Here is a 24,164-nt window from a genome sequence, read left to right as displayed (position 1 = left end):
CCGGCATGCCGCTTCTAAAGAGTTGATGGAGGGGGGAATCCCGTAATCCTATTCCGGTTTCAGATGCGGGAAGAAAATGACATCGCGGATCGACTCCTGTCCGGTGATCAGCATCACCATGCGGTCTATGCCGATGCCGAGCCCGGCGCAGGGGGGCATGCCGTATTCCAGCGCCCTGAGGAAGTCCTCGTCCACCACCATGGCTTCCTCGTCGCCGCGCAGGCGTAATTTCGCCTGCGCTTCGAGGCGCTCCCGCTGGATGACCGGATCGTTCAGCTCCGAGAAGGAGTTGCAGAGTTCCTTGCCGCCCGCGATCAGCTCGAAGCGTTCGACGAAGCCTGGTTTGGAGCGGTGCTCCTTGGCGAGCGGCGACATTTCGGTTGGGTAGTCGGTAATGAATGTGGGTTGAATGAGCTTCGGCTCGACAAATTCACCGAAGATTTCATCGATGATCTTTCCTGCGCCGATTTTCGGGTCGAGTTCCAGACCGAGATCCTTTGCCGCCGAACGCAGTTCGCTTTCGTTTTTGCCGCTGACGTCTATATTGCAGTAATCTTTGATGGCGTCGACGATGGTCAGCCGCCTGAAGGGCGGTTCAAGGGAGATTTCGTTGCCGAGGAAGCTGGTGGTGTGAGTTCCGTTGACGCCGAGGGCGGTGCGGTAGAGCAGTTCCTCGACAAGCTCCATCATCCAGTTATAGTCCTTGTAAGCCACGTAGAGTTCAACCTGGGTGAATTCGGGATTGTGGAACCTGTCGATGCCTTCGTTGCGGAAATCCTTGGCGAACTCGAAAACGCCGTCGAAGCCGCCCACGATCAACCGCTTGAGGTAGAGCTCGTTGGCGATGCGCAGGTAGAGCTGCATGTCGAGCGCGTTGTGATGTGTCGTGAAGGGTCTTGCTGCAGCTCCGCCGTAAATCGGTTGCAGAATCGGGGTTTCAACTTCGAGCCACCCCTTTCCGGTGAAGAAGCCACGCATGAATGTGACGATCGCCGAGCGCTTGATGAAGGTGTCGCGGACTTCGGGGTTGACGATCAGATCGACATAACGCTGCCGGTAGCGAAGTTCCTTGTCGCTGAATGCGTCGTATACAACTTTCTGGCCTTCGACTTCTTTTTCCTTTGCGACAGGTATGGGACGCAGCGATTTGCTGAGCAGTTCGAAATGGAGGGCGTGCACGGAAATTTCGCCGGTTTTCGTCCTGAAGCTGTAGCCTTCGACTCCTACAATATCGCCGATATCGAGCAGCTTGAAGGTGCTGTAGGCGGCATCTCCCACCTCGTCTTTTTTCAGATAGATCTGGATGCGGCCTTTCGAATCCTGCATGTGAAAAAACGAGGCTTTGCCCATCTTTCGGATGGTCATGATCCTTCCTGCTACCGATACCGGCGTCTGTTCTTCATCGCGGAATGCTTCAATGATATCGGTCGAAAAGGTCGTTACGTCGAATTGGCAGGGATAGGGGTTGACTCCTGATTCCATGAGGTGCAGCCGCTCGTCGTAACGGCGCTGCATCTGGTCGTTGAGGGAAAGCTGCGGTTGTTCCTGGTGCTGGTTCTCTTTCGGCATGATGGCGGTTGAAATGAATAATGGTAATTTGCAATGATGACGGTGCCGACGCTCTTGCGGCTCGCATCGCTATGATACTCTTGTTTTGTACCAGATGCCGGGAATGGTACGGATTTTCTGGTAGAACGAACGGTATGCCCTGCGGGAAAAGACATCGTAGCCGTTTTTTTCGATAGCCTTGAGGATGTTGCAGTAGTTCTGGCTGCTTACCATGACGGCGAAGCGGCTCTCTTTTTCAAGCATGGGAATGCCTTTTTCGGCGGAACGGTAGTAGCTTCTGGCCCGTTCGATCTGGAACTTCATCAATTCGAGGAAGTTGCCGTTCATGGTTTTCTTCATGAACTCCTCCTCGCTGTAGTTGAACCGTTTCAGATCCTCCATGGGAAGATAGATCCTGCCGCGGTCGATATCCTCGCCGATATCGCGAAGGATGTTGGTAAGCTGCATGGCTATGCCGAGTTCGATGGCGTGCTGCAGCGCCTGCCGGTCGCTGTAGCCGAAAATTTCGGAAGTCATGAGCCCGACGACAGAAGCGACCTTGTAGCAGTAGACGTAGAGATCGTCGAAGGTTTCGAATTTCCTGAACTCGATATCCATGGCTACGCCGTCCATAAGGTCCAGCGGGAGCTCTATGTCGATGGGGTAGGTTTTCAGTGTGTCGTGCCACGCCATCATGATCGGGTCGTCGGCGACCTCTCCCTGGTAGCAGCTTTTCAGCCTTGTTTTCCAGTTTTCCAGCAGGCCGTTGATCTCCTGCCGGGTGATCTGTCCGTTGGTGAGCTTGTCTTCGGCAAGATCGACAAGGTCGTCAACTGTTCTGAGCAGGGCGTAAATAGCAAAAATAGGGTTCTGCTGGCGTTTCGGCAGGAAAAGCGTCGCCAGATAAAATGTTTTGGCGTGATGTTTCGATATTTCTCGGCAGTACCGGTATGCATTGTCGAGGGTGAGCGTTTTTCCGGTCCCCTGCAGGGCAGTCTGTCCATTATAACGGTAATTCATGTAACATGAGTGCTTTACTATTCAGACTCCATTTCCCGGTACCGTAGGCGTGCGGCGAAAAACCCCTTTCGGCAAACGACCTCAAGGCTTGTTTCCCTGGATGCTTATGAGCGCAAAAATGTGTAACTTTTAAAGATAGAGAAACGTTTTTCTCTGTGTTGCATCAAGATATAACAATGCGTCAAATATCACAAAAAGCCGCATGGCACCTTGTTGTAATTCCTTTACTTACGTAATCGTTACCCTTTCATATTGAATACATTTGTACTTGATCGCCCACGCGAACGGGCGGTGCTTATTGGGTTGTGTACCCCTCCCGAGATACCGCGGCAGCAGGTGGAGGAGTATCTTTCAGAACTTGCTTTTCTTGCCGATACGGCGGGAGCGGATGTGCTCGATACGATTATCCAGGAGCGCAAGCTGCGCGATCCGGCCTATTTTATCGGCAAAGGCAAGGTCGAAGAACTCGCCGGGTACATCAAGGAGAATGCGATAGATATCGTTATTGTCGATGATGACCTCTCCCCAGGCCAGGCAAGAAATCTCGAACGGGCATTCGAGTGCAAGGTGATCGACCGTACCGGACTGATCCTGCAGATTTTTGCGATAAGGGCTAAATCCGCTCGTGCTAAAATGCAGGTTGAGCTTGCCCAGCTCGAGTACATGCTTCCCCGGCTTTCCGGCCAGTGGACTCATCTGTCGAAACAGAAGGGAGGTATCGGAACCAAAGGTCCCGGAGAAACGCAGATCGAAACCGACCGCAGGCTGGTGCGCAACCGGATTTCGTGGCTGAAGAAAAAACTGCGGGAGGTTTCGCTGCAGCACAGTACCCAGACGCAGGGTCGCCGCCTGATTCCCGGAGTTGCCCTTGTGGGCTACACAAACGCCGGCAAGTCCACGCTGATGAACGCGCTTTGTCCCGAAGCCGGGGCTTTTGCCGAAAACCGCCTGTTCGCCACGCTCGACACCAAAACAAGGCGTCTGGAACTGAAAATCAACAAGCTTGTGCTGCTTTCCGATACGGTTGGATTCATCAGAAAGCTGCCGCACAACCTTGTGGAGAGTTTCAAATCGACGCTCGACGAGGTGCTGCAGGCCGATTTTCTTCTGCACGTGATTGACGTGAGCCATCCGGGTTTCGAGGAGCAGATGCAGGTGGTCGGCGAGACACTGAAGGAGATAGGGGTGCAGCACGACAACATTATCGAGGTTTTCAACAAGATCGACGCGCTCGAGGATTCGGCCGTGCTTAGGGAGCTGCGTACGCACTACCCCGACGCGGTATTCATATCGGCGGCTCGGGGAATCAATCTTTTCGCCCTGAAGGAAAAAATCAGCGACCACCTGGCAAAGGATTTCAGGGAGCGGAAAATCCGCACCCACGTGTCGAACTACAAGCTGATAGGATATCTTTACGAACATGCGGAAGTGATTGAAAAGCATTATCTTGATGAAGAGATCGAACTGACCTACAGAGTGCACAAAAACAGTATCAAGCATATCGACGCGCACATCAACGCTTTCCGGGAGATGGAGCATGCCGCTGCAGATCTTTAACACCACAAGGAAGCCTCTTCCGGAAGAGCTGCTTGAGCGCGCAATCGGCGATGTTTTCGCTGCCGAGGGGTTCAGCGCGGAGGATATTGTGGCGGTCTATTGCGGACGCAGGATGATCCGGAGCATCAACCGGGAGTTTCTGCAGCACGACTACGCTACCGATACCATCACCTTCCGCTACAACAAGGGACGTGAGGTGGAGGGGGAGTTCTACATTTCGCTCGACGTGATCGAGGAGAACGCCCGCCGTTTCGGCTCGGATTTTCTTCGGGAGCTGCTGCGCGTGACCATCCATTCGGCCCTTCACCTGATCGGTTACGAGGATGGAACGCCCGAAGATCGCCTCCATATGCAGGAGAAGGAGGAATTCTATCTCGATCGATGTCGTGATGCCGTAAATCCGTAAACCAGAAATCCGGTAATCAATGGATAATCAGGATTTTTCCGAATCGCCGCTCGAAAAGCGCTCGCCCCTGAAACGTTTTTTTTTGGTTGCCCTGCCGGTTGTCATGCTTCTGCTTGGCGGCGGCATCGCTCTCGTTTACTACCTCGGAGAGCTCCGGCTCCGGGATGCCGCCGAAAAGGCATCGATCGAAAAGCTTCGATATGAAGATGCCCTCGACGAGCGCGCGCTCGCCCTGCAGCGCTCCGACGTCAGGCTTTTCGCCGTTCCGCTCGCCTGGGCGGTTCGCCGGGAGCTGATGCAGCAGAATTACGGGCAGATCGACGAGTATTTCAACGAACTGATCGCAAGAAAGCAGTTCGGTGTGCTCATGTTGCTCGATCCGGATGGAACTGTCAGGGTCTCTACCGACAGGAAGTTCCTGGGGCGTGCATTTTCAGGGCTCTATCCCGGCATGAATGCCGCTTCGGAGGAGATCGTTTCCTACTCCCTTTCCGAGGGAAGCAGCCTGTTTCTGGTGCCTGTTATGGGGTTGAACACAAGAATCGGCACCATTGCGTTTGTATACTCGTTCGAGCAGCTTTCCCGTCCCTGAGGAATTTTTTTTCGTCACTTTTTTCAACCATAACCATTTTACGGACATGCGTAAACTGTTTCCTGTCGTTATTCTGGCCCTTTTTGCCGTTCTCTCGATGGGAGCGTGCGGCAACAGCTCAAAAGACGGTGAAAAGCCTGCTGCCGAAAGCGGCAAACCGGGCGGTTCCCTTCTTCCTTTTTCACGTGAATTCGAGGGCGTGCTTACGATGAAAACCACTATTCCCGAGGCGGGAACCACCGAAACGAAAATGTTCATCGCCAAGGAGGGGGTGCGCATGGAGACGAAATCGAACATAAAAAACATGCCCGCGGGCCTGCAGATGGTGATCGTTTCTCCCTCTGAAACTCCCAATCTGGTCTATCTCATCAACGAGAGCAGCAAAACCTATACGCTTATCGATACCGACGAGATGAAAAAAGAGGCCGCCGGAGAGGGATACTCCGATTTTTACAAGGATGCGAAAATCGAGAATCTCGGCAAGGAGAGCGTCAACGGCTACTCCTGCACGCACGTCAGGGTGACCAACGGTGAAAATGTTTCGGATATGTGGGTTTCGAAGGATGTGCTCGATTACGCCACCTATGCACGGATGCAGAGCACCCGAGACAAGGATATGCCGGAATTTGCCAAACGCATGAAAGCCGCCGGTTATGACGGTTTTCCGGTGAAAATGGTGCAGTCACCTTCCAACGTCACCACGGAGCTGGTCAAGGTCGACAGGCAGAGCCTCGATGCATCGCTTTTTGCTGTGCCTCCCGGCTACACGAAAACCGAGTTGCCAGCCATGAATTACGAATCATCCCCAAGGCAGCGCGAAGAGGTGGAGGCGATGATGAAACAGATGCGTGAGAAAATGAAGGCCCAGCAGGGTCAGTAGGAGGTAACGTCGTTCCTTTGTCGTGAGGCTCGATTGCTCTCAAAAAAACCATCAATTAAGTGATCATGAACCTGTATATCAACGACCAGCCTTGCGAAGCCGCAACAGGGCAGACTCTCGGTAAAGCGGCTCGCCTCAACCACAGTCATGTGGGTTATGTGTGCGGAGGGCACGGCATCTGCCAGGCCTGTTTCGTGACGGTGCAGGAGGGCGGTGACCAGCTCTCAACGCTCTCCGACGTCGAAAAGGCGTTTCTTTCAGACCGTCAGATAGAGGCAGGGGGACGGCTGGCCTGCCAGGCAACCATCATCGGAGAGGGTACCATCAGGGTGTTATCGCGTCCCGAAGAGGCCAAGCGTCTTCTTATGTCTAACCCGCCGGGATTGTTCGCCTACGGGGCTGAAATGGGCAGGGATGTCGCCTCGCGTATCGTGCCAGGAGTAGCCAATCTTGCCGGAAGGCTTCAGAGAGGCGAACTCGGAGGGCCCGGAGCCCTCGGTGATCTGTTCGAGTCCGCAGGGGCTGCGGTTCAGCTCGTTCTCAGCGATGGCCCGAAAATGATGCCGTTCAGGGAGCAGATCATGGCGCTGCTCGGAGCGCTTCCTGTAACAGTGCCGTTCCTCGCCCTGCAGCAGCCGGCGGCAAAACCTGAACTGATCTCGCTTACGGTCAGCGCAAAAGCTTCCCGGGCATCTGCAGCTCCTGCAGGCAAAGCGGAGCAGGAAGTGGCTTCATTCGAAGGTGTTCCTGAGGCCCAGGCACTGAAGCTCATCAGTGCAGGCGTCAGAAGTTTCGACGACCTGCTCCAGCAAGGCAGCGACAGAGCCGGGCGCAGATCGCTTTCATCCTCGACCGGCCTGGACGAAGAGGTTGTCCTGACTCTTGTGAACCGTGCAGACCTGGCAAGGATCAGGGGGGTCGGCGCATCCTATTCCGAACTGCTCGAGGCTGCAGGCGTTGATACCGTTCCCGAGCTTGCCCAGCGCAACCCGGCAATCCTGCACGCGAAAATTCAGGAGGTAAACACGAAAAAGAAGCTGGTACAACAGCTCCCGTCGTCCTTGCAGGTCAGGGAGTGGGTCGATCAGGCCAAATCGCTCGCCCGTGTCGTGACCTACTGAAGGGCGTTACGTTCAGAAGCCGCTTATCAGCAGTTTTTTCAGGAGGCTTCCGTGCAGGCGGGGGCCTTCTTGTGTTATATGTTTACGCGGCCTGGATGTATTCCGAAGCCAGCACTCGGGCTTTTTCGTACCGCCGTTTTTTTCTCATGGAGGGTTCGGGATCACCGAATATTTTCCAGCCGCAGCTTCCGCTGCATGAATCAGTGCTGATGCCCATGAACCCCCACACATCCTTGAGCGGATAGCCGAGAGCGATGCCGATTTCGTGGGGTATTGAACCCGATGCATGCCAGCGGCTTGCCACTTCTGCAAGAAATGCAGTGCTGTCGAGGCCAAACGGATACTTCAGGACGCAATGCAGGATATTTTTCGATGCAGCGGCAATTTGCCGGTCAACGGCAGCTGCGCGGAAAAGGATGATTTTCAGAGAGTGACCGTTATCGGAAAGCAGCAGGTGTTCAAGATCCCAGGAACGGCAGAATGACGCCGTTACCTCCTGGCATGCAGGAGCGTTCAGACCGAACATGTCTTTTTTCATGATGATCAGTTCGCCGGGTTTTTTTGCGAACAGTACTCCTGCAACATGGACGAATATCCACTTTTCGAGCAAAGCCTTTGTGTCGAGGTAATAGCAGAGTTTCTGCTTCCAGTGTTCCAGCTTCAGCTGATCTGCTTTTGAAAAACAGTGCGTCATGGTTTTCGGATTGTCGATCTGTTTCTTTGTTGCAGCATACGAAATGACTGTTAATTTGTCCGAAAGAATTATATATCAATTTATAACTAATATTAAATAGACAAAATAAAAATAATTTACTGTTTGTTTTTTGTGCAAGTCCGTCTTGTATTTATCGTCATTTTAAGGCAGCTTCATCACAGGTTGCCGCCGGAGTGGGGAATTACGGCTTTTCTTCGGCGAGCCGTCAGGCATGGGGCACAAAAGTGGTATAAAATGGATAACCGATGGAGATTTCGATGCTTCTCCGGATAATTGCTGCAGTTCTGCTTGTTACAGGTTATGCAGGACTCATCATTCCCGCCCTGCCGGGCATCGTGCTGATTTTTGCCGGATTTGCGGTGGCGGCATGGGCCGAGAACTTTGAGTATGTCGGATGGGGAACCCTCAGCGTTCTCGGCTTGCTCACAGGGCTGGCCTACCTGCTTGACGCAGTGGCCGGGCTTGTTGGGGCAAAACGTTTCGGTGCCGGGCGTTCCGGACTTGTCGGGGCGGCTGCCGGTACCTTTGCCGGTATGTTTTTTGGTATTCCGGGGCTTGTTGCCGGTCCGTTTCTCGGAGCCGTGGCCGGAGAGCTTCTTGCCCGCAAGGACTTTCGTTCGGCCGGTCTGGCCGGACTGGGCGCATGGCTCGGTCTTGCCGCCGGAGCGGCCGTGAAGATTGCCATTGCCTTTGCAATGGCCGGCGTGTTCGTTTTTGTGCGTTTTTTGTAAGTTTCGGGGTAAAGCGGCGGAGGCAGCACGGATCGGGATTGTTATTTACTATTAAAAGCTAAACGGGATAACGAAATGGAAGAGAAGAGCAGTCAGGAAGCGCAGCGGGTCATCGTTACCGATATCCGTATGCCGTTCTGGTCGATGGTCGTGTTCATGATAAAATGGGTGTTTGCGAGCATACCGGCAATGATCGTCCTGTCGGTGATCATGACCATTCTCATGTTTGCCGCCGCAGCCCTGACAGGGTCGATGTGGAACATGCACGGCATGTTCGAACAGGGCGGCCCCTCGTTCTGATCATCTCCTTTTATTACAGTAATCCATCAATGAGGAGCTTGCGCATATAAGCCTTACGCTCGGCACACGACACGGTTGCGTGATGCAGTCGGAAATCCGGACCATGTCGATAGCCTGCACGAAAGCCGGAGGCATCAATCTTTCCCAGGGGGTCTGCGATACGCCGGTTCCTCCCGAGGTATCCGGCAGTGTGGCCATGGCTGTAGCCGATGGATTCAACACCTATACGCACTATGCCGGGCTGAAAGCCCTGCGTGAGGCGATTGCCCTCAAGCAGAAGCGTTTTTCCGGCCAGGATGTCGATCCCGAAAGCGAGGTCATCGTCAGCGCAGGGGCTACCGGAGCCATGTACTGCGCATTTCAGGCGCTGCTCAGCCCCGGGGACGAAGTGATCGTGTTCGAGCCGTTCTACGGCTATCACGTCAGTACGCTTGTCGCCGCCGAGGCGGTGCCGGTATCCGTGCCGCTTGGCTTGCCGGGATGGAGCTTCACTTCGCACGATCTCGAACGTGCCGTTACCTCCAGAACACGGGGTATTATCGTCAACACGCCGGCTAATCCCTCAGGCAAGGTTTTCAGCCGCGAGGAGCTCGATGTGATCGCCGGTTTTGCCGAGCGGTACGATCTTTTCGTTTTTACCGACGAGATTTACGAGCATTTCCTCTACGACGGGCGCCGTCACTCTTCGTTCGCCACCCTGCCGGGAATGAAAGCCCGAACGATAACGATTTCAGGTTTCTCGAAAACCTTCAGCATTACCGGCTGGCGTCTGGGTTATGCGATCTGTGACGCCCGCTGGGCCGCTGCTATCGGCTACTTCAACGATCTGGTCTATGTATGTGCCCCTTCGCCCCTGCAGGCCGCCGTGGCAGAAGGCATGAGTCTGCTCGATGACAGCTACTACCTCGCGCTGTCGTCGGAATACGAAAAGAAGCGGGATCGTTTCTGTGATGCCCTCCGTCATGTCGGACTCGCTCCCCATGTGCCGGATGGAGCTTATTACGTGCTTGCCGATACCAGTAATTTGCCTGGCCATAGCGCTACGCGGAAAGCTATGTACATTCTTGAAAAAACCGGGGTTGCAAGCGTACCCGGCAACGCTTTTTTCAGCGAGAAACGGGGTGCCGATCTCGTGCGTTTCTGTTTCGCCAAGGAGGATGCTGTTCTCGATGAGGCTTGCCGGCGCCTGGCGCTTCTCCGGAAAGAGTCCTGAATCTTTTTTTCGTTGCCCGAGGGAACATCCTGAGGGTTTTCCTTTGTTAGCAATCGGCAGGGCTGTCAGTCTCTATCAGTCAACCCGTCAAGGATAAGGAGTGTCCCGGATGCGTCATGTTTTCTCTTTTTTTGTCGCGCTGCTTTTGGGTAGCGCTCTTTCGGGATGCATAAGGGTTTCCACCCATGTTACTGTCAGGCCTGACGGCGGGGGCAATGTCACCGAACGGGTGCTGATGAACATGGCTTTCATGAAGACCATGATGAACGGTTCGGGGGATGCGAAGAGCAACATGCAGACAGCCTCGTCTCCCGATCGGAAGGCGCTTGAAAAGAGTGCTGCCGCGATGGGGGACGGGGTACGTCTGAAGAGCTTCCGCCACTATCAGGAGGGTGATTTCGAAGGCTATGAGGCGGTTTATTCGTTCAGCGACATCAACCGCCTGAAAGTTTCTGGTCGTCCTGACGAGAGCCTCGCGTCGGACTCCCTTGCCAAAGGAGGGACTCCTGCTGCAAGAGAGCCGATTCTTTTCCGCTTCCGAAAGGGTGTACCTTCAACGCTTGTGATCGTGATGCCGGAAGAGAAGAGCCTTCTCGAACCGGCTTCAAAAAGCAGTACTCCGTCGAAGCCTCCGACTCCCGAACAGCAGAAACTGTCGCTTGCCATTATCAGGGAGGTTTTCAAGGGTACTCGCATGACGCTTTCCGTTGGAGTTGACGGAAGCCTGGTGAGTACCAATGCAGTGTGCCGTGAGGGATCACGTATTATTCTTGCCGATGTGGATTTCGACCGGCTGCTCGGCACGGAAAATCAGGATTCGGCACTTTTGAATCTTACCGGTTACGGTTCGTCACCCGATTCTCTGACAGAGATGCTCAACCGCGTTTCGGGACTGCGGGGTGAAACCGGAAGGGAGGTTACTGTTCTCTTCAACTGAAAAGCGCCTGGTGGATAATTAACGTGGAGGGCTGTTGCTATGAATGTTTCCGACGATGTCGATGTACAGTGCCCATATTGCGGTTCGGTTTTTACGGTTGCCATCGAGGCGTATGAATCCCGGCAGGAGTTTGTGGAGGATTGCGCGGTTTGCTGCCGTCCCCTTACAATTGTAATTACCTTCGATGAAGGGGGCACGGCTCACGCCGGAGTCCACGGAGAGGATGAATAAAAAAAGCCGAAACCGAAGCTGTAAGCCGAATTCTGTGAATCGTCTTCCGTGGAAGTCGAAACTGCAGCCATTTATCTGATGCGGCTTACCCGAAAACTCTCCCGTTGAGGGAATTGAACGGGCCGCTCTTTTTCCCCCTGAGGGGAAAAGTTTTCCTATTTAGCCTTGCTTCGGGGAGGTTTGCCAGGCATATCCCGTTGCCGGAATATCCGGTGGTCTCTTACACCGCCGTTTCACCCTTACTCCGGTTTCCCGGAGCGGTCTGTTTTCTGTTGCACTGTCTGTGAAAGCGGGTTTTCCCCACTCTCCCCGGGCTTGAATCGCGGTTGCTCCGGTTTACACCGGCAGCTCCTTGACTCTCGACCGGCACCCTGCCCTGTGAAGTTCGGACTTTCCTCTGCGTAACCTTGAAGTTATGCAGCGGCTGCACGCTTGCGGTTTCAGCAAGTAAAAAGAACTGAAGAGAGACGGAAAAAATTCATTCGGCAGCTTCATCAAACAGCCTTTCATGAACGACAATTCTTCCGCATGATTCACAAAGGTAAAATCCGCCCTGCACAATCATGGTGTGACGGTTGGTGGGTACCCTGGTGTTGCATCCGGAACAGGCGTTGCGGTTCAGCTTTACAACGGCGTTCTGCAGAACACCGCTTCTGAGATGATCATATTTGTCGAGAAGGCGTTTGGCTTCCTTAATGATGAGTTCGCGCTGCTCGTTGATTTTTTTGTTCAGTGCGTCTACTTCGTCGGCTGTTTCAATGACAATGCTGTCGAGCTCCTCTTTTTTCTGTCCAACCTGCCGGCTGAGATCCTCGAGCTGCTGCATAAGTACATCGTCAGGCATCATCTCTTCGGTTATCTCGTCGTAACGGTTTTCATCGATAAGCTGTCGTCCTTTCTGCTGAATTTCCATGGTTCGCTGTTCAGCATGAGCGATATCCTGAAGCTGTATTTCTGCCTGGGATATTTCCTTTTCTTCGTACTCTATCTGTTTGGAGAGTGCGTCATACTCTTTATTGTTGCGGGCAAGAGTCTGCTTTTCCTTGAAGGTTCTGATTTTATCCCGGCACTCGTTGATGGTTTCATTCAGCTTTTGCCGGAGTTTCAAGTGATCGTCAGCAATTTTTTTGCGTGCCTCGATCTGCCGTTTTGTGAATGCCAGGTCTTCGTCAAGGGCAATGATCTCTTCCGGTAAACCTTTCTGAAGGCTGATAATGTTCTCGATCTGGTTGTCAAGGTGCTGAAGCCTGACAAGAAGGTTGATTTTTGTATGATCCACTATTGCCTTTGTTTTGGATTATTGAAGCATAAAAAAAGCACCTTCTCTGGAAAAGGTGCATACCTTGATTGAGCTATGTGTAAACAGTCCGGATTCGTACCCTTCGCTGCGATTGTTACCTGCTGTCGTCTGCATCTTGCTTTGGAAGCTTTTTGGTGCCCGAAAGGAGATTCGAACTCCTACACCTTGCGGCGCTCGTCCCTGAAACGAGTGCGTCTACCAGTTCCGCCATTCGGGCTTCGCAGAATTAAAACCAGACCAGATTATAATAAACCCTTTTTCGATGTATTAGTCAAAAAATAAGTTACTTAATCTCTTTATGCAACGTGTGGCGCTGCATGTTTGGATTGTACTTTTTCAGCAGCAGGCGCTCTGTGGTGTTCTTCTTGTTTTTGGTTGTCGTGTACCTCGAAACGGTTTTTCCTTCTTTTTTCGCTTCGGTACACTCGATTGTTACTACAATCCTGTTTTCTTTTCCTTTTGCCATCAGAAACCTCAGTAATAGATATTTAGTTAAGAGGCATGAATATAAGGCTTCAGTAAGGATTTTGCAAGTTCAGGTTTTTTGTTTCTCTTCTTCCGGGAGAAACACTATACTATAAACCGTTCTCAAGGGTATCTCCATAAACTGTCGTGAGCGGTTCGAGTACAGGAAGGACGGAACCCCGGAAACCGGAGTGTACATCGCAGTGCATGATGAGTTCGGGTAACGCAAAACGGAACAGTCTGATGGAGATGGCCTCTCTACGATAACCATACCAGTTGAAGCTTTGAGTGAACGTACTGTTTTTCATTATCAGGACAATGTGCTCTCCTGTGAGGATGTCCGCCTTGACGAACTTGCCTCAACCTACGGGACACCGCTTTTCGTCACTTCGAAGAGAAGTCTTGTGGAGAGTTGCCGGGAGTTCGAGTCTGCATTTGTCTCTCTTCCGCATTTTACCTGTTATTCGGTAAAAGCAAATTACAATCTCACCGTCATCCGTAACTTTGCGGAGATGGGCTACGGCTGCGACGTGAATTCCGGAGGTGAACTGTTCCGTGCACTCAAGGCTGGTGTTCCTGCTGAAAAGATCATTTTTGCCGGAGTGGGCAAGCGTGCCGATGAAATTGCCTATGCGCTCGATGTTGGTGTGCTCATGCTGAAGGTCGAATCGCTGGCCGAAATCGAAGCTATCGACCGCATTGCCGGAGAGTTGGGCGTGATGGCTCCTGTGGCGCTGAGAATCAATCCCAACGTTACTGCCGAGACACATCCCTATATTACCACCGGTGACAGCAAGGAGAAGTTCGGTATTGATGAGGCCGGTCTTGAAGAGGCTTTTTCACTGCTGCACCGCCTGAAGCATGTCCGCCTTGTCGCTCTCGACATGCATATAGGCTCCCAGATTTTCGATCCGGAATACTACGTAGCGGCGACAACCGTATTGCTCGATATTTTCGAAACAGCAAAATCCATGGGGTTTGCCATAGATTTTCTCGATATCGGCGGCGGTTTTCCGGTTACCTACGATGCCCGCAAGCCGGCAACCCCGATTGCACATTTCGCCGAGAAACTTGTTCCCCTGCTCGCTCCGACCGGTGTCAAGGTTATTTTCGAACCGGGCCGTTTTCTTGTGGCCAACGCATCGGTGCTGCTTACCAGGATTCTTTACAAAAAGCGCAACCACACAGGAAAGCGGTTTTTCATAGTCGATGCCGGCATGACGGAACTCATCCGTCCAGCGCTCTACCAGTCGCACCATGAAGTACTTGCCGTTACCCGGCATGAGAGCACTGTTGTGGCAGATGTTGTCGGTCCGATCTGCGAGTCGAGCGACTTTTTCGCTCGCCAGCGCACCATCGATGATGCCGGTGAAGGGGAGCTGCTTGCAGTTATGTCTTCAGGCGCCTATGCCGCAGTGATGGGCAGCAACTACAACGGGCGACTGCGCCCTGCCGAGTTGATGGTTGATGGAAAGGATGTACTGGTGATACGCCGGCGTGAAACTTATGAGCAGCTTATCGCGAACGAGGTGCTCTGAGCATGCAGAGAGAGTATCCCGTTTGCGATGCCTGAATGTGTTCCCCCTGACTGGCCTTCGAGAGCGAGGCGGTGAGACGTCCGTCAGATTCTGCTGATGTTTTTGAATATCTTCATCGTCGCATCGGCAAGGTTCAGGGTGTAGAAGTGAATGCCCCGTACCTGCCGATCGATCAGTTCCTGCACCTGTGCAGTGGCCCAGTCAATTCCTATTTTCGCAACGTCGCCGTCGTTTTCGGTTTCAAGCACCTTTTTGAGCAGGTGTGAGGGGATGCGTGCGCCCAGAGCCAGCTCCGACATCCTGATCATCCCTTTTTTTGTGGTGACAGGCATGATGCCCGCAATGATCGGCACATCGATGCCCGCTATCCGGCAGCGTTCTACAAAATCGAAATAGTCGCGGTTGTCGAAAAAGAGCTGGGTTACGATGTAATCGGCTCCGGCGTCGACTTTTTCCTTGAGGAGCTCTATCTCTTTAAGGCGGTTCGGGGTTTCAGGGTGTCCCTCGGGAAAACCGGCGACACCTATGCCGATGGAGGGGAAGTTTTTCCTGATGAACCGGACCAGGTCGATGGCATGCGGAAAGTCCTTGATGGCTTCGGCAAGCGTTGCCGCACTTGCCGGCTTGTCTCCCCTGAGTGCCAGAACATTGGTGATACCGTGTTCAAGGTAGTGCTCCAGGATGGAAGATGTTTCCTCCCTGTCCGAACAGATGCAGGTCAGATGCGATACCACGGTCAGTCCGGTTTCCTTCTGGATTTTCGTGACAAGATCGTGGGTTCTCGATCGTGTTGAGCCTCCGGCGCCATAGGTGACGCTGACGTAAGAGGGGTGCAGGTGGTTCAGGTTGGCAATGGTCTCAAAGAGCGTGTCCCAATCTTCGTCTCTTTTCGGCGGAAAGAATTCAAAACTGAATACGGGTTCACTCGCGGAGTTCAGGATCTCTCTGACAAGCATGTAGTGAATGGGCGTTTACGGGTTTTTCAAAGAAAAGAATATACAAAAACAATGATTTGCGTAAGTTAATTAATTGAGGATACTGTAAAGAGCACTCCAGTCCTGTTGCCATGACGGATATCATTGCGCCATATCCTGCCGTGCGCCTGCTGCTGTTCGTGGTTGCCGGAATTCTGGCCGGCACGGCCTCTTTGCTGCGGCTCGACGTATGGCTCCTTATGAGCCTCTTCTTTTTTCTTCTCATGCTTGGCGCATTCGTTTTTGAAGCCGTCCGGTTGAGGCACCTTCCGTTTCCTTGCGCCGGAACCGCTATAGCCTATCTGCTTTTCGTTTTTTCCTCCTTTGCGGCCTGCAGTCACTACCGGTTCAATATGGTGCCCGATAGCAGTTTGCTTAACTATACCGGCAGCCAGGTGCTGCTTTACGGCAGGGTAGAGGGGCGGCCTTCGTGCTCCGAAAAGGGAGTGGCCTGGACGATGACGGTGAAGGAGGTTTTCGAACATGGACGGACCGAGCGGCTTTCCGATCGGGCTAAAATCTTTATGAGAACCGGAGCCGGGAGCCCTGTGGAACTTCGTTACGGCGATATGGTGCGGGTGAAGGGCACGGTGCGGACGATTCCCGGAGCGGCAAACCGGGGAGAGTTCGACCCCCGGCCTTACGCCAGGATGCAGCGCACCTTCGTGCAGCTCTACTGTGCCGGTCCGTGGCACCTGCAGCTCGAAGGGAAGCGGTCACTCAATCCGTTCGAGAGGTATGTGGTCGCTCCGCTCTACAGCTACATTGTGGGGTCCGTCGACACTCTGATTCCCGCAGGCGGAGAGCGGAAGCTGATAAGAGGGGTGCTGCTCGGCGAAAGGGAGGTGCTCGACCGGGAGGTGTTCGAGGCCTTCAAGACAACCGGAACCGCCCATGTGCTTGCCGTTTCGGGTCTCAATGTCGGCCTGCTCGCTTTTGGCATTCACCTTCTCCTGCAGCGATTCAAGATCACCACCGCGGGTCGCTGGTTTTCGTTCATTCTGATTGCTTTTATCCTTGTGGTATTCAGTTACGTCACCGGAAATTCGCCTTCGGTAAAGCGGGCGGCAATCATGTCGATAGTGCTTTTCGGAGGCGAAACCCTCGGCAGAAGAGCCTACGGGGTGAACTCCCTGGCCATTTCCGACATCATCATTCTTCTTTTCGACCCCTTCGATCTCTTCAACCCCGGCTTTCTCATGACCAACGCCGCCGTGCTGGCCATTCTTCTCGTCTATCCGATCCTCTATCCCCCAGGGCATCAGGAAGAGGGTATGTTTCAGGCTGCGCTCAGGTTTTTTCTCGGCAGCTTTTTTGTGAGCCTTGCGGCCATCATCGGGGTTTCACCCGTCATTGCCTACTATTTCGGTACCTTTTCCCTGGTGAGCCTTGCCGCGAACCTGCCGGTGGTGTTTTTTTCCACGGTGATGATGTACGCACTCATGCCTATGCTTCTTTTCAACCTTTTCTCTCCTTTTCTTGCCTCGCTGTTCGGTATGAGCGGCTGGCTTTTCGCTCGCCTTACCCTTGATTCGGCGCTTTTTTTCAGCCGGGTACCCTTTGCCTCCGTGCCGCTGAAACCCGATTTTCCGGAAGTTCTGATCTACTATGTCACATCCGGAGCACTTGTCTGGTTCTTCTACCGGAAAGCGTGGGGGAGGTTCGCCATCGCTCTTCTGCTTGGTTGCAATGCGCTTCTCTGGTACGGCATGGTGGACCGGACGCAATCGGGCAGAGGGTTGGTGACTGTGAACCTCGGTCGGAATCTTGCCCTGCTCTATGCTACAGGCAGCGAAACCGTGATTGTCGATGCGGGAAAAAGTGCTCGCGATTCCGGGCGCATCATGCGCCAGATAGAAGAGTACCATTTTCCGCCGCCTGCGGCAGCGGTGCAGTTCCATTCGAAGGATTCGCTTTTCAGCGCTATTCCGGTTCGGCTGCGGATGCCGGTAGATCAGGATCGTCTGGCGCTCTCCTCGATGATAATCAGCAGGCCGATGGAGAAAGTGCTCTCAATCCGCAGCCGGGGTCGTTCGCTGCTCTATGTTTCGGGCACCAGCCGCTTGCGGGAAGAGCCCGCATGGAAAGCCGATGTTGCGATCCTCGGCGTCTACCGCTTCCGCGAAAAGCAGGAACAGCAGATAACCGGATGGCTGAACTATGCCCGGCCGAAGCGCTGCATCCTCCTTGTCGGCTCTTTCCTGTCGAAGCAGGACAAGAGCGCGCTCGTCCGATTTGCCGATCGGAGGCCGAACATCGAGATTCGCCGTTCCGACCGCCAGATCGTGATTCCGTAGCACACAGGCTTCAGCGCCGGCGGCGCAGGATGTCGGCAGAACATGACGTCCAATTCGGGAAGGAAACCGAAACCCGTATCGGGGGTGGGTGGGCTTGTGCTGCATGCCCGCAGCTCTTCAGGAGCAAACGGAGGTTCGCTGTTGTTGATGGTTTCCTGCATGAAATGCTGGCTATAGGTAAGATTCCGCGAATACGTCAGGTTTATTCTGGTAGTTCAACTAAAGGGAGGAGACGATGAAAAAAATCATTATGACAGGGTTGATTCTTCTGGTGTCCGGTTGTGCTCCTTACATGCACGACCGCGACGAACGACGCAACGAGAGGGATTATCCGCGGAAAGATGGGCGCAACGATCCTGACGACAGTGATGGCCGCAGCGATCAGAACGACAGGAAACCGCGTGACGATAACCGGTATCAGCCGGGTTACAAATAACGATATCCTGTTCGGCAAATTCTCCTGAAAACCATCATGACTTGCCGGATTTCATGAGCCAGTTTCTGGCCGATTCGAGGTCGGTGAACATGCCGAGGATGAGGCCCCGGTTGACGACAACGTTTTCGAAGAATTGCGCATCGGCAATGAAGGCCGGATTATAGACGATTGCGATTCTGGCGACTTTCGGCGCATGTGCAGAGAGGAATTTGCCCGCTTCGTAGGTATCGACGGTGCCGAGCCGGTACTCGAGGGCGGTTTCATCGCACAGTACAAGGGTGGCCCCATGCTGAAGACAGGCCTCGATTACCCCCTGCGCGTAATCCTCCACATCAGCGAGGCTTTCGTCGAAACCCGAAGCCTTTACCAGAAGGAGCTCGCCGTAGATTTTTGTGGTGTATCGGATACTCATGCTTTTTTTGTAGAGCCTGTTTGCGGCGTTTTTTCGACTTATTTGTTATTGCTGCCGCTGAAGATGTTGTTGACGACGAGTTTGTCGATGATTTTCGTGACGTCGGAGGAGAGTCCGGGAGGGTTGATGCGGCTGATAACCTGGGCAAGGGTATAGATCTTTCCTTCCAGAGGGAGGAACTTGTTGACCACCACCACGTTGTCTTCCCTCAGGCGGCATTCTCCGCCGAGAAAATTTCCCTTCTCGTATCGCAGGCCAAAACCGATCTCCTTTACGGTATTTTCAAGCAGGGTGAGCTGTGCGGTTTTTTTCATGACTGCCTGGTCTCGGGTAGTGGTCTCAGCGGTTCAGCATCAGGAGATATTTCAGAATGGGTGCAGCATGCAGGGACTGAAGCATCTCTCCCTGGAGGACGATGGTCTTCAGCTCCTCTATGCTTACCAGATGGACGGAAATCTCCTCGGTGGCGTCGAGCTGCCTTGGCCCCAGAGGTTCCACTCCTTCGGCAAGAAAGGTGCAGGTGAGGTTGTTCTGCAGGGCGGGGTTCGCCGACAGCTCCATCCAGGGCGTCCATGTTCCACCCCCGAATCCGGTTTCTTCGAGCAGTTCGCGCTGCGCTGCTTCGAGCAGCGATTCGCCGGGCTTGTCGTGAACGCCTGCAGGAAGCTCCCAGTAAACCCCTCCTATTCCGTGCCGGTACTGCCGGATCAGCACAGCATGGCCTTTTCCGGTCAGGGCCAGTACGTTGGTCCAGGGTGGGTACTCCCAGATGTAGTAGTCGTCGATAACCCTGCCGTTCGGAAGTCGTACCCTGTCCTGGCGCATGGTGAGCCATGGGTATCGGTAGAGGTATTGTGTGCCGAGTTTTTCCCATGCACCCGGTTCAGGCTGGCCGTTCATGTCTGTCCGCGCATTCTGGGGTCGAGGGCGTCCCGCACGCCGTCGCCAATAAGGTTGAAGCAGACCACCGTGGTGAGAATGGCGATGCCGGGAAAGGTCGATATCCACCAGTGGTTCAGAAGGCTGTCGCGGCCTTCGTTGATGATGTTGCCCCAGCTCGGAGTGGGAGGCTGTACGCCGAGACCGAGGAACGAGAGGCCGGCTTCGGTAAGGATGATGCTGCCGATACGGAGGGTTGCTGCAATGATGACCGGTGTGAGGGTGTTAGGCGCAAGGTGGCGGAAAATGATTCTCATGCTGGAGAGTCCGAGCGCTTTGGCCGCAAGAATGAACTCCTGCTCCTTGAGCGAGAGTACCTGGCTTCTGACGATGCGGGCTACCCCCATCCATCCGGTGAAGGAGAGCGTGATGACGATCAGATAGATCGAGTTACCGAATGCGGCTATGATGATGAGAATCAGGAAGAGCGCGGGAAAGGCGATCAGCACATCGACGATTCTCATGAGCAGCGCATCGATCCAGCCTCCGAAATAGCCAGAAGATATGCCGATGACAGTTCCGAGGGTAACCGAGATAAGCACCACAAGAAATCCGATGGAGAGCGAAATGCGCGAGCCGTAGATCACCCGGCTGAGAATGTCGCGTCCGTACTGGTCGGTTCCGAGCACGAACGTTCTGGTGATCTCCGGAGCTTTTCCTTTTCGGTCGGCAAGTTCCTCAACAGGCATGGTTCTTGTTCTCATGCCCTGCAAAAAGGTGACCGTGCCGTTTTCGATGCGGTAGCTGTCGATAAATTTCAGGGCATGGGGTTCGTTTCGTGTTTTCAGGGTCCTGAGATCGTCGATCAGGGATGCTGCCATGCGGTCTTCGGTGTTTTCAGCCTTTGCGACGGGCATCACCTGGATTTTTGGCTGCCGGAGTACCAGCGCCTGCAGTCGGGTCAACGGCGGCTTATAGGCGGTAACGAGAAAATCCTGCTGGTCGTAAGGGCTGAATGGTGCAAGAAAAGGGGCAAGAAACGCTACGGAGTAAAGGACGAAAACCACGGCGGCCGCACTCTGGGCGATGGTGTTGCGCATGAATGCCTGCAGGCTGATGCTTCCGAGGCTGGATTCGTTGCGGCTCCCGTCTGAATTTTGCCGGGTGGCCTTCGCCGCTGATTTTTTTGAAATGAGGGCGAGCGCAGGCAGCATGGCCAGAAGCACGATTGCCGAAATCCAGAATTCGACGATCTCGATGCTGAAAATTTCCCTGAGCCTCTGGGGCGCCGTCACCAGCAGTGCTGATGCGAGGGCAAGTGAACGGAGACTGATAAGCACCAGGTCCCACTGCAGGATCAGGATGAAGAGATAGGCAAGAAATGAGCAGAGCAGAAAGATGCCCTGTCCTTTTCTTTGACGGCTGATAAGACCGAGTCCGGGGATGAGATGAAGAAGCGGCAATGCTCAAGTATCTGATTTATGGTGGTCGCTGCTGCTTTGTCCGGCAATTGTGTTTTTTTCGCTTCAGGTCCCCAGGAAATCATCACTTTCCGGAGCGGTCCGGCGAAAAAACGCTTGAATCAGCAATAGTGGGTACCAGTGCGGTCCTGTGAGACTGTGTACTGCCAATATTGTTTCAATTACCGTAAAAAACAATACATGCAGCTCGAAAACCCTCCGGCGAACAAAAAAAGCAGCTTTCCGTTTCGGGGAAAGCTGCTTTTTGAATGCATGTTCTCTTTGCAGTGGAAAGGATGCGGTGTTTTTCAGGCTTCAGTAGCAGCTTCTCCGGCCGCCTCGGCTTCCTTTTTCGGTGCAAGAACGCTCACAACCGGCGTATCGGGGTCATCCATGATGCTGAGTCCGGAATAGGCGTCCATCGGGATCTCTTTTACGTGGATGATATGGCCGATTTCCAGAGCGGTGACGTCGATGGTGAGGTGATCCGGCATATCGGCAGGCATGCCTTTGATGGTCAATGCATGCCGGATAATCTGGATTTTCCCTCCTTTTTCGACACCTGCGGCGTTGCCGCTTACAGCTACAGGAACTTCAAGTTCAACGATTTCATCGGCTGCAAAGAGCTGAAAATCGGTATGAATGATACGGTCGCTTACCGGGTCGAACTGTACGTCCTTGATGAAGGAGCGCATTGTTTTGCCGTCCGGAAACTGGAGGTCGATAATGTGTGATTCGGCCGAATGAACGAGTTTGTTGAGTGCGATCTCGTTGACGCTGACTGCGACGGTCTCTTCACCTTTATGATAGATAACGGCAGGAACGATGCCGCTCTTGCGCAGTTTTGCCGCTTCGTTTTTTCTGACGATGCGGGATTCTACCCCTAATGCAATTGTTTCCATGCTCTTCCTTTATATCTTTTCTGCTTGTGATTTAATGATTGTTCGTGATTTTTTCGCTGATATTCTTGCTGTCGAACAGGCAGCTGACCGAATCGTCTTCGTAAATCCGCTTGATGGCTTCGCCGAACAGACCGCTTACCGAGACGGTTTCGATTTTGGGCGAATATGCGTGATTGGTGACCACCGAATCGGTAACGATCACCTTTTCGATAACCGATGCATCGATCCGCTCTATGGCCGGTCCGGAAAGGATAGGGTGTGTTGCCGCCGCATAGATGTTCAGGCCGCCTGCTTCGCGTATGGCTTTTGCCGCATTGACCAGCGTGCCTGCAGTGTCGATCATGTCGTCGACAAGCAGGACGTTTCTTCCGCTTACATCGCCGATGATGTTCATTACTTCTGCTACGTTTGCTTTCGGACGCCGTTTATCGACAATCACCAGATCGGTGCCGAGCTCTTCGGCGAATTTTCTTGCAAGTTTGACGCCGCCGACGTCAGGAGAGGCAACGACAAGGTTGTCGCGGAAATCTCTGTGCCGGATATGGTCGATGAGCACGACGCTCGAGTAAAGGTGGTCAAACGGAATATCGAAAAAACCCTGTATCTGCGGGGCGTGCAGATCCATTGTAAGAATGCGGTTCGCTCCGGCTTCGGTAAGCAGGTTGGCGACAAGTTTTGCTGTGATGGCAACCCTCGGCTTGTCCTTTCTGTCCTGTCGGGCATAGCCGTAATAGGGGAGAACCGCCGTGATCCTTGCTGCAGAGGAACGCCGGGCAGCATCGATCATGATCAGCAGCTCCATGAGGCTGTCGGCAGGCGGATTGGTGGACTGGATGATGAACAGATCCGATCCCCTGACCGATTCGAAATAGTTTACTGAAATTTCCCCGTCGGAGAAATTTTCGACTTTTGCATTGCACAGCGGCATGCCGAGATAACGTGCTATTTTCTCTGCGATAGCCGGGTTGCTGCGCCCTGCAAAAATTTTAATTGGTTTTGCCATTGCGTCCTGCATTTTCACTATGAAACGGGTTATATTATGGCAGTATTTTTTTCATTTCCTGGACGGCCGTGTCTTTTTTTTCTTTTCGGAATCGAGGCCTTCACGGGACTTCGAATATAATGAAAAAGGCTTAAAAATTAATTAATTTTTTCCTCTTTGTACGGCATTGTTATCTACTTGTAAAATATGTTAATAAGTGAAATCAGGGACTACCTCGGGCAGTTTTTCGGAAGCGTCGAACTGCATGGCTCCAGCGATGGCGTAATTTCCGGTCCGGGAAAAATCGAAACTGCGCAACCGGGTCAGGTCACCTTTGTGTCGAATGAAAAATATCTCAGGTTTCTCGACGGGACAGAGGCATCTCTGGTGATTGTTGGTCAAGGAGTCGATGTTGAAGCCTATCTGGGACGTACTTCATTTATCAGGGTAGGTGATCCCTATACTGCGTTCATGCTCCTGCTTCAGAAGTTCTACAAACCCAGAACGATTGCCGGGCCGGGTATAGCTGCGACGGCGGTGATCGGCAGGGATGTACGGCTTGGAATCGGTGTCTCGATAGGTGAGTATGCGGTTGTAGGTGACGGTTGTTCGATCGGCGACAATTCGGTGATCGGGCCTCATTCGGTTCTGCTTCATGACGTTGCCGTCGGCAGCGGGACGGTGATCAATGCGCATGTGACCTGTTACGATGGCACCGTTATCGGCAGCCGTGTAATCATACACTCCGGCAGTGTTATCGGGGCAGACGGATTCGGTTTTGCCCCGCAGGAGGACGGTTCATATCTGAAAATACCGCAGCTCGGCATTGTCGAAATCGGTGACGATACTGAAATCGGAGCAAACACCACAATCGACCGGGCTACGATGGGAAGCACAGTGATCGGAAAAGGGGTGAAAATCGATAACCTCGTTCAGGTGGCACACAACTGTCGTATCGGAGATCATACGGTCATTGCTGCCCAGGCGGGAATATCCGGCAGCGTTATCCTCGGCAAATGTTGCATGATCGGCGGGCAGGTTGGGTTTGCAGGTCATCTTGAGCTTGCCGATCGCATACAGGTAGCAGCAAAATCCGGTCTTTCCAAGTCGTTTCCTGATGCCGGTATTGTCTTGCGCGGTACTCCGGCTCAACCCATGAGGGAACAGCTCAAGCAGGAAGCTCTGGTGAGGAGTCTCGGTTCTATGAAGGAACGCCTTGAAAAGCTTGAAGTTGTGCTCAGCCTTATGAAGCAGGACTGAGACGGTTT

General features: G+C 53.3%; 26 protein-coding genes, 1 tRNA gene and 1 other RNA gene. 14 read left to right on the top strand and 14 right to left on the bottom strand.

What is annotated here, in order from left to right; genetic code table 11:
• Positions 1–48: 48 nt before the first annotated feature.
• Complete coding sequence (gene lysS / locus K9G39_RS00325; RefSeq protein WP_292002929.1) at positions 49–1,569, bottom strand: lysine--tRNA ligase; 1,521 nt, start codon at positions 1,567–1,569, stop codon at positions 49–51.
• Between the two features lie 69 nt (positions 1,570–1,638).
• A complete protein-coding gene (locus K9G39_RS00320; RefSeq protein ID WP_292002928.1) occupies positions 1,639–2,568 on the bottom strand; it encodes a phytoene/squalene synthase family protein in 930 nt (309 codons plus the stop codon).
• Positions 2,569–2,820: 252 nt separating this feature from the next.
• On the opposite strand from K9G39_RS00320, the gene hflX reads away from it, so the two are divergent.
• The 5 genes from hflX (at position 2,821) to K9G39_RS00295 (ending at position 7,124) form a co-directional block, all read left to right on the top strand.
• Positions 2,821–4,125, top strand: coding sequence for a GTPase HflX (gene hflX, locus K9G39_RS00315; protein WP_292002927.1), 1,305 nt, complete (start codon positions 2,821–2,823; stop codon positions 4,123–4,125).
• Positions 4,106–4,531: an rRNA maturation RNase YbeY gene (ybeY, locus tag K9G39_RS00310; protein WP_292002926.1), complete on the top strand. Its 426-nt coding sequence runs from the start codon at positions 4,106–4,108 to the stop codon at positions 4,529–4,531. Before hflX ends, ybeY begins: the two co-directional genes overlap by 20 nt.
• A 19-nt stretch (positions 4,532–4,550) precedes the next feature.
• Positions 4,551–5,123 carry a hypothetical protein gene (locus K9G39_RS00305; RefSeq protein WP_292002925.1) on the top strand — a complete coding sequence of 191 codons (573 nt, stop codon included), beginning with the start codon at positions 4,551–4,553 and terminating at the stop codon, positions 5,121–5,123.
• 46 nt (positions 5,124–5,169) lie between these two features.
• Positions 5,170–6,003, top strand: coding sequence for a DUF4412 domain-containing protein (locus K9G39_RS00300; protein ID WP_292002924.1), 834 nt, complete (start codon positions 5,170–5,172; stop codon positions 6,001–6,003).
• Between the two features lie 65 nt (positions 6,004–6,068).
• The gene (locus tag K9G39_RS00295) at positions 6,069–7,124 is read left to right on the top strand and encodes a DUF4332 domain-containing protein (protein ID WP_292002923.1); all 1,056 of its coding nucleotides are present in this window, start codon (positions 6,069–6,071) and stop codon (positions 7,122–7,124) included.
• 82 nt (positions 7,125–7,206) lie between these two features.
• Here K9G39_RS00295 and K9G39_RS00290 read toward each other — a convergent pair whose 3' ends face one another.
• A complete protein-coding gene (locus K9G39_RS00290) occupies positions 7,207–7,818 on the bottom strand; it encodes a DUF3793 family protein (protein WP_292002922.1) in 612 nt (203 codons plus the stop codon).
• Between the two features lie 278 nt (positions 7,819–8,096).
• Here K9G39_RS00290 and K9G39_RS00285 point away from each other — a divergent pair, with 278 nt between their 5' ends.
• From K9G39_RS00285 to K9G39_RS00265, 5 genes are all read left to right on the top strand, one after another.
• Positions 8,097–8,570, top strand: a complete 474-nt coding sequence (locus tag K9G39_RS00285) for a DUF456 domain-containing protein (protein WP_363319345.1) — start codon at positions 8,097–8,099, stop codon at positions 8,568–8,570.
• A gap of 75 nt (positions 8,571–8,645) precedes the next feature.
• The gene (locus tag K9G39_RS00280) at positions 8,646–8,870 is read left to right on the top strand and encodes a hypothetical protein (RefSeq protein ID WP_292002920.1); all 225 of its coding nucleotides are present in this window, start codon (positions 8,646–8,648) and stop codon (positions 8,868–8,870) included.
• An 82-nt stretch (positions 8,871–8,952) separates the two neighbouring features.
• A complete protein-coding gene (locus K9G39_RS00275; RefSeq protein WP_363319344.1) occupies positions 8,953–10,083 on the top strand; it encodes a pyridoxal phosphate-dependent aminotransferase in 1,131 nt (376 codons plus the stop codon).
• A gap of 109 nt (positions 10,084–10,192) precedes the next feature.
• Positions 10,193–11,020, top strand: a complete 828-nt coding sequence (locus tag K9G39_RS00270) for a hypothetical protein (protein WP_292002919.1) — start codon at positions 10,193–10,195, stop codon at positions 11,018–11,020.
• A 39-nt stretch (positions 11,021–11,059) separates the two neighbouring features.
• Positions 11,060–11,251, top strand: coding sequence for a CPXCG motif-containing cysteine-rich protein (locus K9G39_RS00265; RefSeq protein ID WP_292002918.1), 192 nt, complete (start codon positions 11,060–11,062; stop codon positions 11,249–11,251).
• A gap of 5 nt (positions 11,252–11,256) precedes the next feature.
• Here the strand turns inward: K9G39_RS00265 and rnpB are convergent.
• The 4 genes from rnpB to rpmG form a co-directional block, all read right to left on the bottom strand.
• An RNA gene (gene rnpB / locus K9G39_RS00260) (RNase P RNA component class A) lies at positions 11,257–11,692 on the bottom strand.
• A gap of 37 nt (positions 11,693–11,729) precedes the next feature.
• On the bottom strand, positions 11,730–12,530 hold the full coding sequence (locus K9G39_RS00255) for a hypothetical protein (RefSeq protein WP_292002917.1): 801 nt from the start codon (positions 12,528–12,530) through the stop codon (positions 11,730–11,732).
• A gap of 153 nt (positions 12,531–12,683) precedes the next feature.
• Positions 12,684–12,768, bottom strand: a tRNA-Leu gene (locus tag K9G39_RS00250).
• Positions 12,769–12,834: 66 nt separating this feature from the next.
• Positions 12,835–13,017: a 50S ribosomal protein L33 gene (gene rpmG / locus K9G39_RS00245; protein ID WP_292002916.1), complete on the bottom strand. Its 183-nt coding sequence runs from the start codon at positions 13,015–13,017 to the stop codon at positions 12,835–12,837.
• Positions 13,018–13,300: 283 nt separating this feature from the next.
• Here rpmG and lysA point away from each other — a divergent pair, with 283 nt between their 5' ends.
• Positions 13,301–14,554, top strand: a complete 1,254-nt coding sequence (lysA, locus tag K9G39_RS00240) for a diaminopimelate decarboxylase (protein WP_292002915.1) — start codon at positions 13,301–13,303, stop codon at positions 14,552–14,554.
• Between the two features lie 83 nt (positions 14,555–14,637).
• Here lysA and metF read toward each other — a convergent pair whose 3' ends face one another.
• The gene (gene metF, locus K9G39_RS00235) at positions 14,638–15,510 is read right to left on the bottom strand and encodes a methylenetetrahydrofolate reductase [NAD(P)H] (RefSeq protein ID WP_292002914.1); all 873 of its coding nucleotides are present in this window, start codon (positions 15,508–15,510) and stop codon (positions 14,638–14,640) included.
• Between the two features lie 110 nt (positions 15,511–15,620).
• On the opposite strand from metF, the gene K9G39_RS00230 reads away from it, so the two are divergent.
• Together K9G39_RS00230 and K9G39_RS00225 are read left to right on the top strand one after the other, a co-directional pair.
• Positions 15,621–17,825, top strand: a complete 2,205-nt coding sequence (locus K9G39_RS00230) for a ComEC/Rec2 family competence protein (protein WP_292002913.1) — start codon at positions 15,621–15,623, stop codon at positions 17,823–17,825.
• 235 nt (positions 17,826–18,060) lie between these two features.
• On the top strand, positions 18,061–18,261 hold the full coding sequence (locus K9G39_RS00225) for a hypothetical protein (RefSeq protein WP_292002912.1): 201 nt from the start codon (positions 18,061–18,063) through the stop codon (positions 18,259–18,261).
• 34 nt (positions 18,262–18,295) lie between these two features.
• On the opposite strand, the gene K9G39_RS00220 is transcribed toward K9G39_RS00225, so the two are convergent.
• From K9G39_RS00220 to K9G39_RS00195, 6 genes are all read right to left on the bottom strand, one after another.
• Positions 18,296–18,673 (bottom strand): hypothetical protein, encoded by a 378-nt coding sequence (locus K9G39_RS00220; RefSeq protein WP_292002911.1) that lies wholly within the window; start codon positions 18,671–18,673, stop codon positions 18,296–18,298.
• A 38-nt stretch (positions 18,674–18,711) separates the two neighbouring features.
• Positions 18,712–18,987, bottom strand: a complete 276-nt coding sequence (locus tag K9G39_RS00215; RefSeq protein WP_292002910.1) for a hypothetical protein — start codon at positions 18,985–18,987, stop codon at positions 18,712–18,714.
• A gap of 25 nt (positions 18,988–19,012) precedes the next feature.
• Positions 19,013–19,573, bottom strand: a complete 561-nt coding sequence (locus K9G39_RS00210) for an NUDIX hydrolase (protein WP_292002909.1) — start codon at positions 19,571–19,573, stop codon at positions 19,013–19,015.
• Positions 19,570–21,015, bottom strand: coding sequence for an ABC transporter permease (locus K9G39_RS00205; RefSeq protein ID WP_292002908.1), 1,446 nt, complete (start codon positions 21,013–21,015; stop codon positions 19,570–19,572). The genes K9G39_RS00210 and K9G39_RS00205 overlap by 4 nt, the downstream gene beginning before the upstream one ends.
• Before the next feature lie 305 nt (positions 21,016–21,320).
• Positions 21,321–21,914 (bottom strand): 50S ribosomal protein L25/general stress protein Ctc, encoded by a 594-nt coding sequence (locus K9G39_RS00200; RefSeq protein WP_292002907.1) that lies wholly within the window; start codon positions 21,912–21,914, stop codon positions 21,321–21,323.
• A 31-nt stretch (positions 21,915–21,945) separates the two neighbouring features.
• A complete protein-coding gene (locus K9G39_RS00195; RefSeq protein ID WP_292002906.1) occupies positions 21,946–22,917 on the bottom strand; it encodes a ribose-phosphate pyrophosphokinase in 972 nt (323 codons plus the stop codon).
• Between the two features lie 186 nt (positions 22,918–23,103).
• Between K9G39_RS00195 and lpxD the strand changes: the two genes are divergently transcribed.
• A complete protein-coding gene (gene lpxD, locus K9G39_RS00190; protein ID WP_292002905.1) occupies positions 23,104–24,156 on the top strand; it encodes a UDP-3-O-(3-hydroxymyristoyl)glucosamine N-acyltransferase in 1,053 nt (350 codons plus the stop codon).
• Positions 24,157–24,164 lie beyond the last annotated feature (8 nt).

It is taken from the genome of Chlorobium sp., assembly GCF_021740465.1.
In the GTDB taxonomy this organism is placed as follows: Bacteria; Bacteroidota; Chlorobiia; order Chlorobiales; family Chlorobiaceae; genus Chlorobium.
This window is presented reverse-complemented; position numbering and strand designations above follow the sequence as displayed.

What these genes read in the sequence shown, in the direction of transcription:
- lysS (WP_292002929.1), bottom strand. Translation starts at nt 1,569, where the DNA reads ATGCCGAAAGAGAACCAGCACCAGGAACAACCGCAGCTTTCCCTCAAC.
- K9G39_RS00320 (WP_292002928.1), bottom strand. Translation starts at nt 2,568, where the DNA reads ATGAATTACCGTTATAATGGACAGACTGCCCTGCAGGGGACCGGAAAA.
- ybeY (WP_292002926.1), top strand. Translation starts at nt 4,106, where the DNA reads ATGCCGCTGCAGATCTTTAACACCACAAGGAAGCCTCTTCCGGAAGAG.
- K9G39_RS00305 (WP_292002925.1), top strand. Translation starts at nt 4,551, where the DNA reads ATGGATAATCAGGATTTTTCCGAATCGCCGCTCGAAAAGCGCTCGCCC.
- K9G39_RS00300 (WP_292002924.1), top strand. Translation starts at nt 5,170, where the DNA reads ATGCGTAAACTGTTTCCTGTCGTTATTCTGGCCCTTTTTGCCGTTCTC.
- K9G39_RS00295 (WP_292002923.1), top strand. Translation starts at nt 6,069, where the DNA reads ATGAACCTGTATATCAACGACCAGCCTTGCGAAGCCGCAACAGGGCAG.
- K9G39_RS00290 (WP_292002922.1), bottom strand. Translation starts at nt 7,818, where the DNA reads ATGACGCACTGTTTTTCAAAAGCAGATCAGCTGAAGCTGGAACACTGG.
- K9G39_RS00285 (WP_363319345.1), top strand. Translation starts at nt 8,097, where the DNA reads ATGCTTCTCCGGATAATTGCTGCAGTTCTGCTTGTTACAGGTTATGCA.
- K9G39_RS00280 (WP_292002920.1), top strand. Translation starts at nt 8,646, where the DNA reads ATGGAAGAGAAGAGCAGTCAGGAAGCGCAGCGGGTCATCGTTACCGAT.
- K9G39_RS00275 (WP_363319344.1), top strand. Translation starts at nt 8,953, where the DNA reads ATGCAGTCGGAAATCCGGACCATGTCGATAGCCTGCACGAAAGCCGGA.
- K9G39_RS00270 (WP_292002919.1), top strand. Translation starts at nt 10,193, where the DNA reads ATGCGTCATGTTTTCTCTTTTTTTGTCGCGCTGCTTTTGGGTAGCGCT.
- K9G39_RS00265 (WP_292002918.1), top strand. Translation starts at nt 11,060, where the DNA reads ATGAATGTTTCCGACGATGTCGATGTACAGTGCCCATATTGCGGTTCG.
- rpmG (WP_292002916.1), bottom strand. Translation starts at nt 13,017, where the DNA reads ATGGCAAAAGGAAAAGAAAACAGGATTGTAGTAACAATCGAGTGTACC.
- metF (WP_292002914.1), bottom strand. Translation starts at nt 15,510, where the DNA reads ATGCTTGTCAGAGAGATCCTGAACTCCGCGAGTGAACCCGTATTCAGT.
- K9G39_RS00230 (WP_292002913.1), top strand. Translation starts at nt 15,621, where the DNA reads ATGACGGATATCATTGCGCCATATCCTGCCGTGCGCCTGCTGCTGTTC.
- K9G39_RS00225 (WP_292002912.1), top strand. Translation starts at nt 18,061, where the DNA reads ATGAAAAAAATCATTATGACAGGGTTGATTCTTCTGGTGTCCGGTTGT.
- K9G39_RS00220 (WP_292002911.1), bottom strand. Translation starts at nt 18,673, where the DNA reads ATGAGTATCCGATACACCACAAAAATCTACGGCGAGCTCCTTCTGGTA.
- K9G39_RS00215 (WP_292002910.1), bottom strand. Translation starts at nt 18,987, where the DNA reads ATGAAAAAAACCGCACAGCTCACCCTGCTTGAAAATACCGTAAAGGAG.
- K9G39_RS00210 (WP_292002909.1), bottom strand. Translation starts at nt 19,573, where the DNA reads ATGAACGGCCAGCCTGAACCGGGTGCATGGGAAAAACTCGGCACACAA.
- K9G39_RS00200 (WP_292002907.1), bottom strand. Translation starts at nt 21,914, where the DNA reads ATGGAAACAATTGCATTAGGGGTAGAATCCCGCATCGTCAGAAAAAAC.
- K9G39_RS00195 (WP_292002906.1), bottom strand. Translation starts at nt 22,917, where the DNA reads ATGGCAAAACCAATTAAAATTTTTGCAGGGCGCAGCAACCCGGCTATC.
- lpxD (WP_292002905.1), top strand. Translation starts at nt 23,104, where the DNA reads ATGTTAATAAGTGAAATCAGGGACTACCTCGGGCAGTTTTTCGGAAGC.